The 8,367-nt window shown below is 36.8% G+C and carries 7 protein-coding genes and 1 pseudogene; 3 read left to right on the plus strand and 5 right to left on the minus strand.

Translation table 11 applies throughout. The annotated features are described in order from the left end of the window. Positions 1-126: 126 nt before the first annotated feature. From PAN07_RS17200 to PAN07_RS17215, 4 genes and pseudogenes are all read right to left on the minus strand, one after another. Positions 127-324: pseudogene (locus PAN07_RS17200) on the minus strand (hypothetical protein); the annotation flags it as partial. A 290-nt stretch (positions 325-614) separates the two neighbouring features. After that, a complete protein-coding gene (locus tag PAN07_RS17205) occupies positions 615-2,126 on the minus strand; it encodes an ABC transporter ATP-binding protein (protein WP_004242726.1) in 1,512 nt (503 codons plus the stop codon). Between the two features lie 798 nt (positions 2,127-2,924). Then, a complete protein-coding gene (locus tag PAN07_RS17210) occupies positions 2,925-3,899 on the minus strand; it encodes a sensor histidine kinase (RefSeq protein ID WP_049493965.1) in 975 nt (324 codons plus the stop codon). Beyond that, positions 3,892-4,569: a response regulator transcription factor gene (locus tag PAN07_RS17215; protein ID WP_125416121.1), complete on the minus strand. Its 678-nt coding sequence runs from the start codon at positions 4,567-4,569 to the stop codon at positions 3,892-3,894. The genes PAN07_RS17210 and PAN07_RS17215 overlap by 8 nt, the downstream gene beginning before the upstream one ends. A gap of 408 nt (positions 4,570-4,977) precedes the next feature. On the opposite strand from PAN07_RS17215, the gene PAN07_RS17220 reads away from it, so the two are divergent. The 3 genes from PAN07_RS17220 (at position 4,978) to PAN07_RS17230 (ending at position 7,609) form a co-directional block, all read left to right on the plus strand. Then, positions 4,978-5,547 carry a TetR/AcrR family transcriptional regulator gene (locus PAN07_RS17220; protein WP_125416123.1) on the plus strand — a complete coding sequence of 190 codons (570 nt, stop codon included), beginning with the start codon at positions 4,978-4,980 and terminating at the stop codon, positions 5,545-5,547. A gap of 88 nt (positions 5,548-5,635) precedes the next feature. Beyond that, complete coding sequence (locus PAN07_RS17225; protein WP_125416125.1) at positions 5,636-6,412, plus strand: ferredoxin reductase; 777 nt, start codon at positions 5,636-5,638, stop codon at positions 6,410-6,412. A gap of 123 nt (positions 6,413-6,535) precedes the next feature. Beyond that, the gene (locus tag PAN07_RS17230; protein WP_125416127.1) at positions 6,536-7,609 is read left to right on the plus strand and encodes a DUF2974 domain-containing protein; all 1,074 of its coding nucleotides are present in this window, start codon (positions 6,536-6,538) and stop codon (positions 7,607-7,609) included. Positions 7,610-7,699: 90 nt separating this feature from the next. On the opposite strand, the gene PAN07_RS17235 is transcribed toward PAN07_RS17230, so the two are convergent. Beyond that, the coding region (locus tag PAN07_RS17235; RefSeq protein WP_269798437.1) for a MucBP domain-containing protein at positions 7,700-8,367 on the minus strand (668 nt) is incomplete at its 5' end.

Raw genomic sequence — 8,367 nt, forward strand, 5'->3', positions numbered from 1 at the left:
ACCCGTAACCTGCATAATATGCCATAACATTTTTAAACGTTTCATTTGTTCTCCTTATTCATACTAGCTCCTGACCGAGCCGTTTTTTTCCAATAATCAAAGTGAAGATAGGACATGATCTCCATCACCAAACCCCAGTCCAACAATCGGTGTCATAAGAGGGGAAATCAGCATGGCTCCAATAATGACAGCTGTTGAATTCATATTTAGGCCAATAGAGGCAATAAAAATCGCACACATCAAAATCACTGTATCTCTTAATCGAACATGAAGATCATCATATAATTTCTCACGGTATTCACGTGTTGAATAGTTTCCAGTCATTGGTTACTCCTTTTATTTCGTATAATTTTGTTTCTGCATGGATGATGGTAGAGAGACTTCTGTCCAATCTTACATATTTTTCTTCTCACCTGTTATTCTTTTGAAAATTATCCTTTAAATATCCGTCAGTCCATCCTTAACATTATATCAAAAATTTTACAGTCTTTCTTCGAAGAAATCTATCAATTGAATAGATAGATGAAGCAAGAAATTTTTGTTTCCTTATCCGAAGAAGGAAAAACGGTATCTCCTGAACCTTGATACTATGCGTTTTATTCTTTATAATTTAGCTATTTCAAAATTACAAGTTCTCCATTCTTAATTTCCCAAACTTGGTCAAACTTACTTAATAATTCGTTTTGGCGATGTAAAGTAACAATGACGGCACTTGGTAGTTCCAGAACTCTTTCCAATTCCATTTTAAACTGATTAGTATCCAAGGCAGAGAAAGGTTCGTCTAGGATAAGCAATGGATTTTTACGATTTTTCTCACGATTTAAATACATTCGTTGTTGCTGACCACCTGACAGGGATTGTGGTGGAATTTTTTCAAAATCTTCTTCTCTGAATTTTTCATTGAAACTATTGAATAGCGTTACATTATTTTCATAACTCGAAATAAATGTATGTTCTTGTTGCAGAATCATACCGAATCTTCCCCAAAGATGGTCCAAAACAAGCCCATCTAGCACAATTTGTCCTTCAAAATCTTCATCTGTTCCATTTAAAATGTTGAGAAGACTACTTTTTCCAGACCCATTCTTACCAATAAGCGCAATTTTATCCCCTTTTTGAATCGTAGCGGAAGTAATTATCAATTTTGATTCTCCCAGTTGTTTGGAAATGTTTTTCAAAGTAATCGTATCAAAAGAATGTTGAGGTGCTTGAACTGAAACGGGTCTCCCAACAATGTTTTGAAAACTCTTGATTACAGGCTTTACGGACTCTAACATTTGTAAATCATAAAGGATTTCCTGTATTGGTTCAGAAAAAGCATTAATATATCCGAAACTTGCCACCACCTCAGGAATACCGAGTTGCTGGTGAGATAGAGAGTAGGCTAAATAAATAAACAGAACAAGACTAATGAATTCAAAAGAAACACCTGTCAATAAGATGCCTGTAATTTTTGTCAAACCATACTTAAAATACTTATCCTGCAAATTCTTTAGAGAACTCTTTTGTTGATTCAAAAAATGCGACATAGTTAGTTTATTTACCAAATGATGTCCCATGAGCAAATCCTCCAAAGTTCGATAGTAATCTCCTTGTTTTTTCAAGTAAACCTGTCTACGATTAGCGGTCAACTTCCCAACGATTTTAGGAATTTGAATACTAATTCCAGTGGAAAAGATTAAAATCAGTGATACAATAGGATTAATTGTTCTGCTAATAATGAAAGCGTAAATGATGATACGTAAAATTTGTTTGATAAAACTCATCAATGGAGGAAGGTAATCCTTTTCCAACGAATCTAGGTCATTAGATTGATAGGAAATATACTCTGCTACTGTTTTCTGCTTGAAATCGTGGTGACTGAGTCCCAGAAGTGAACGAAACCACTCATTTTTCAAAGTAGTCGAAAAGATAATCCCCTGCTTCCAATCAAGTATCATTTGGATATAGTTACAACTCAAATAGCCTGCCACTGACATAGAGTAACCATATAGAGCTACTTGATAATCCCCTTTGATTAATGCCTGCGTGAAATACGGTAACAAAGCTGTGCAGATATTCGATACTACACCAAAAAGAAAATTAAAGAAGAGATACCATCTAATAGTTTTAAGATATGGTAGCATATACGATACTCCTTGCTAATGCGTTTTTTTACATATCTCAGAACAATCTCTACTATTCCTTATTTCAGACAGTGCGATACTCAGACATTGAGTGCAATAATTGTAAATCACACAAGTTCTGCAGTTTTTACTATCATTCAAAATATAATTTGCTATTTTGTAAAATATAGGTCTATCCCATGTTTCTTTGATAGATGTAAAATGAATATTTCCAACACTTCTATTGAAAGTAAGCTTTTTCAGTTTTTCTAACGATTTAGGCTATTTCGTGACACACCCACAATCCGTGAAAATTCTGGTTATATCAGATTATGTGATTTTCGTAAGAATTTTATATTGTCTCCAATCATGGTAGTCTCCTTTTACTTGATAAAACTATTATAACATTTAGAAATTAAAAACTGGTTCAAAATCAATAGGATGTGTGTATTCGATACATTCAATAAATTCTTGGAAACAGTTCTATACCAGTTACACAAATCTATATACACCTATCTCATTCAAAATAAAAAGAAAGCTGCAGTTCTTTTAATCCTGTATCAACGATTCATTCTGAAATCGAATAGGAGACATTTCCCAAGTCTACAATTCACTTCATCTCAAATTAATTTTTGTAATTCACCCTTAGTTTATAGATTTTATACTCAACAAAAGTATAAAGCATACAAAACTTCACTTTGAACCAGTATTTATACTATATTCCGTATTAAAAATTCTATTATTGGTTTTGTAAAAAACAGTCTTCAAATATCCTGAAATATAGCAAAAAGAGATTGGGTAAAAACTCATTGTCTCTTCTCACTCAAGAACTAAGTTCACTTGAGCAAACTGAATCCGCACTATCGTTCCTTTTCCAACCTCAGACTCGATGCGAATCTGGTGGCCTAGTTCTTCAGAAATTTTCTTAGATAGATACAGTCCAAGTCCAGATGACTGCTGGGTTAGACGTCCATTATATCCTGAGAAACCACGTTCAAAGACTCGGAGGACATCACTGTTTTTTATCCCGATTCCCGTATCCTTGATACAGAGTTCCTGGCCTTCCATATAAATCTCCAGACCACCTTCCTTGGTGTACTTGAGACTATTTGAGATAATTTGTTCAATGACCACTAGTAACCACTTCTTATCCGTCACAATTTCTTTATCAAGGTCATATAGGTTGACATTTAGGCCTTTTTGAATAAAGAAAAGAGCATATTTACGAATTATTTCCTTGACCAAGTCCTCAATTTGCACCTGCTTCAAGACCAAATCATCATGGAAACTTTCTAAACGCAGGTACTGTAAAACTAGATTGGTATAGGAATCAATCTTGAAAATTTCCTGTTCTAATTGCTGCTTCAGTTGGCGGTCGGCTACTTCTGCAACTAAGAGTTGACTGGCTGCAATGGGGGTCTTAATCTGATGGACCCACAAGGTATAGTAATCCAGTAAATCCGTCAGTTTTCTTTCTGAATCTGATCTCTGCTGATAAAGTTCCATCTCACGCGCTTCTAATTTTTCTGCTAAAACTCTTTCCAAAGGAGACTGAGCTTCCCTCTCCCCATAGAGAATTTCCTGACGATATACCTGCATTTCTACCAATATGTCCCAAGCGAAAAATAAAATGGTTACAAAGCAACACAGCAGGAAAAAGTAGAGAAAGTAAATTCCCAAACTGGCAAATAAAAACTGAAAGAGTAAGAGCAGAAACGTCAAAGAAATCAGATAGACAAACAGACGACTACGGGAACGCAGATAGGCTAGAAAAAATTGTTTCCAATCAAGCATGCTTCAGTCCGTACCCTATCCCTTTCTTGGTCTCGATAAATCCTACCAACCCCTGCTCTTCCAACTTTTTACGCAATCGAGCCACATTGACAGAGAGCGTATTATCATCAATAAAAAAGTCACTGTTCCAAAGTTCCCGCATCAGGTCATCACGCGCTACGATATTGCCTGCATGCTCAAACAAAACTCGTAAAATCTGGAATTCGTTCTTGGTCAAATTCAAGACTTGCCCTTGATAATGTAAATCCATGGATTTGGTATTGAGGATAACACCAGCATATTCCAGTAAACTCTCGTCACGCCCAAACTCATAGGAACGACGCAACAAGCCCTGAACCTTGGCTAAAAGAACCTGCTGGTCAAAAGGCTTGGTCACAAAGTCATCCGCCCCCATATTGATTGCCATGACAATATCCATAGCCTGGTCTCTGGAAGACAGAAACATGATAGGCACCTTGGAAATCTTGCGGATTTCCTGACACCAGTGATAGCCATTAAACAAGGGCAATCCAATATCCATGAGGACCAGATGAGGCTCCGACTGGACAAAAAGACTCAAAACTTCCATAAAGTCTTCTACCAGAACCACTTCAAATCCCCATTCAGAGAGCATTTTCCCGACCTGTTGACGAATAACCTGATCATCTTCTACTAATAAAATCTTTTGCATCTGATTCTCCTTTGCTAATTTTAGGAGTCTTAAATCCTTTAGTATAAATAGAGGGCTTAGTATCTAATACTTTTTTGACATTTCCTTGTCACAACAGCTCAAAAACAGATAGTGAATAACCCCATTGATATCATACCTTATTTTCAGACATAGTGCCAGCACTACCCATTTATTTTTAATTTTTTCAACCCTCATTTCAGTTCTTTTATACATCCCCTTAACCAAAATTTATATCTATTCTTCCAAACCTTGAGTGTAGTTAAAACGACACTCTATACTCTTCTAACATTGAAAAGCTCCTTATCAAGTGGTATCCGTAAAAAGTTCTAGCTTTCAGATTGACAATCTGAAAAAGATTTGTTAAGATATGAATGAACAATATTTAATATTCATTCAGAAAAGAGGTGAATCAAATTGGACAAAAAACAGGCTTTGAAATCCGCAGCTTATGAAGTTTTTTCAAAAAAAGGATACAAGGCGACAGGAATTTCAGAAATTGCTAGACAAGCTCATATGGCAGTCGGATCTTTTTATAACTATTACGAAAGTAAAGAGGCTATTTTTTTAGATATCTATATTGATGAAAACAGCCGTGTTCGCCAAACTATGATCGAAGAACTGGATTGGGAAATTGATATGATTGATCTTATTAGTCAACTCTTTGCTCAATCCAGAGCACTCGTTTCTTCCAATAAAATCCTTGCAGAATGGTACAATCCTGCCATAGCAGATGAGTTGCATAGCTACTATTCCTCAGAAGAAGGGAAAGTCACGAATCCATTTCATCAATTTCTCGTGAAAACCTTTACTCATCGTTTGCAGGCTGAAGGCCATTCTCCAGAAAAAATTCAAGATATTTTACAAGTTTACAACCTATTTTACTACATGGATATGCATATCACAGAAAATGATTTTCCAGATATTAGCAAAACTGTAGAAATACTAGCAACCAACTTCATTAAAGGAATACTGAAATAAAGAAATCTTTTCTTTATTTTTTGGAAATTATTGAATGAAAAAAAATATTATTCATTCATAGAAAATTACTACACTATAGGAGTTAAAAATGAAACGAGGGAAAAAAATGTTCATAATTATTCTAACTACACTTGGAGTGCTCGGCTTTATATCTTGGGGAATCATTACCTATCTTGGACGAAGTCAAACTTTATCGATAAAATCCATTGAAAATCCCAGCGGAGATTTGTATTTAGTTCACATCACAAAACCAAAAAATCAAATATGGAAAGCTGGCTCCTATGCTCAGTTTAAGCTTCCTGACAGCTCGTTTGGCCCAGACAAAAGTCCAGTAAAGGAGGATCAGGCTAGCCGATGGCTAACCCTTGCTTCCACTCCTGATGAGGATGAAATTCTTATTGTAACCCATAATAGTGGTAGCGTGTTTAAGGAAACCTTAACACATTTACCAGCTGGTAGTAAAATTGAGATGAGTTGGCTGGAGTCATCTTTATCTGTTAAAGACAATGACCAAGCACTGGTTTGTTTTGCCTCTGATGTCGGTATTTCTACTCTGCGTCCAGTTGTGAAAGAGTGGGCTGGTAAGCGCTCCATCATTCTTAATCATTTAGACAAAGGAGTAAACATTTTTGATAATGAGTTAAGAGAGCTTAGTAAGAATAATCCTAATCTAACTTATAAAACTAGCGAAACCTTTTCTCAAAGCCAAGCATTTTTAAAAAATGCGGTTGTGAAATACGGCAACCAAGCTATTTATCTCTTAACCGGCCAACCTGATGATGTAAATGAGATGAAGAATTTTTTAAAGGAAAACGGGATTGATAGCAAAAACATTCAAGCAAGTTCGTTTAGAGGTTTGAAATAAAAGCAAACTGTCTTCTATGTGTCTGAATCATACCATTATAGGTCGGTATGTAGAGAGCTCGTACAAACCAACTAGTAAATTCTATGTGATTGTGATAAGATAAATAAAAAGAAAGGAGCTCTTATGGCCAATATTTTTGATTATCTGAAAGATGTCGCATACGATTCCTTTTACGACCTACCTTTAAATGAATTAGATATTCTAGCCTTAACAGAAACCACCTACCTACCCTTTGATAATCTGGTATCCACAAGTCCTCAGCGACTTTTAGACTTGGCACCTCAGGTTCCAAGAGAGCCCACTATGTTGACCAGTAAAAATCGCCTCCAGTTATTGGACAAACTGGCTCAACACAAGCGCTTCAAAAATTGCAAACTCTCCTATTTTATCAACGAAATCGACCCTGAGTTGCAAAAGCAGTTTGCGGCTATGACCTACCGCCTCACTCTCGATACCTATCTGATTGTCTTTCGTGGGACTGATGATAGTATCATTGGCTGGAAGGAAGATTTCCACCTGACCTATATGAAAGAAATTCCTGCTCAGAAGCACGCTCTCCGCTATTTAAAGAACTTTTTTGCCCAACACCCTCAGAAAAAAGTCATTCTGGCTGGGCATTCCAAGGGAGGAAATCTAGCCATTTATGCTGCTAGCCAAATTGAGCAAAGCTTGCGAAATCAGATTACAGAAGTCTATACTTTTGATGCGCCTGGTCTCCACACAGAATTGACACAAACTGCAGGCTATCAAAGGATAATGGATAGAACCAAGGTCTTCATTCCACAAGGTTCCATTATCGGTAGGATGCTGGAAATTCCTGCCCACCAAATCATCGTTCAGAGTAATGCCTTGGGTGGCATCGCCCAGCACGATACCTTTAGTTGGCAGATTGAGGACAAGCACTTCGTCCAACTGGATAAGACCAATAGTGATAGTCAACAGGTAGACACAACCTTTAAAGAATGGGTAGCGACAGTCCCTGACGAAGAACTCCAGCTCTACTTCGACCTCTTCTTTGGCACTATTCTTGATGCTGGAATTAGCTCCATCAATGACTTATCTTCCTTCAAGGCTATCGAACACATTCATCATCTCTTTGTCCAAGCGCAATCCCTCACTCCAGAAGAAAGGGAAACCATGGGACGCCTCACTCAATTATTGATTGATACCCGTTACCAAGCATGGAAGAATAGATAATCCACATAAAAAACCCAACTAATCACTTGATTAGTTGGGTTTTCATTTATGAAATTGAATTCCTTTGTTTAATCTTTAATGATTAAAACATTAGTCTTCTTTTTTCTTGCGTGCCACAAGACCAAATCCGCTCAATACTCCAAGAAGTCCAAGAGCTGCTAGGCTTGAGTGATCTTCTGTACCAGTATTAGGCAATTCCTTAGCTGGTTTAGCTGGAGCTGGTTTTGATGGTTTCGCAGGTTCTGGTTTCACAGAAGGAATGATTTTTTCATAAACATGAACTGTGTCACCATTTGGAAGTTTCTTAGTCTCTACGAAGCGGTAGCCTGGGATATTTTTCTTAGGTTGTTCACCGTCTTCTGTTGGATAGTTTGGAATTTCATTTCCATCTTTATCCTTGAATGATGTCTTAACTTTCTCATAAACGTGTTCTACATCGCCATTTGGAAGTTTCTTAGTCTCTACGAAGCGGTAGCCTGGAATATCTTTCTTAGGTTGTTCACCGTCTTCTGTTGGATAGTTTGGAATTTCTTTACCATCTTTATCCTTGTGACTTGTCTTAACTTTCTCATAAACGTGTTCTACATCGCCATTTGGAAGTTTCTTAGTCTCTACGAAGCGGTAACCTGGGATATCTTTCTTAGGTTGTTCGCCATCTTCACTTGGATTTCCTGGAATCTCATTTCCTTCTTTATCCTTGAATGATGTCTTAACTTTTTCGTAGACGTGCTCTGTATCTCCATTTGGAAGTTTCTTAG

The sequence above is a fragment of the Streptococcus sp. SM5 genome (genome assembly GCF_027497975.1).

Excerpts from the sequence above, each read along its gene's own strand:
- PAN07_RS17205 (WP_004242726.1), bottom strand. The coding sequence starts at position 2,126 with ATGCTACCATATCTTAAAACTATTAGATGGTATCTCTTCTTTAATTTT.
- PAN07_RS17210 (WP_049493965.1), bottom strand. The coding sequence starts at position 3,899 with ATGCTTGATTGGAAACAATTTTTTCTAGCCTATCTGCGTTCCCGTAGT.
- PAN07_RS17215 (WP_125416121.1), bottom strand. The coding sequence starts at position 4,569 with ATGCAAAAGATTTTATTAGTAGAAGATGATCAGGTTATTCGTCAACAG.
- PAN07_RS17225 (WP_125416125.1), top strand. The coding sequence starts at position 5,636 with ATGAAACGAGGGAAAAAAATGTTCATAATTATTCTAACTACACTTGGA.
- PAN07_RS17230 (WP_125416127.1), top strand. The coding sequence starts at position 6,536 with ATGGCCAATATTTTTGATTATCTGAAAGATGTCGCATACGATTCCTTT.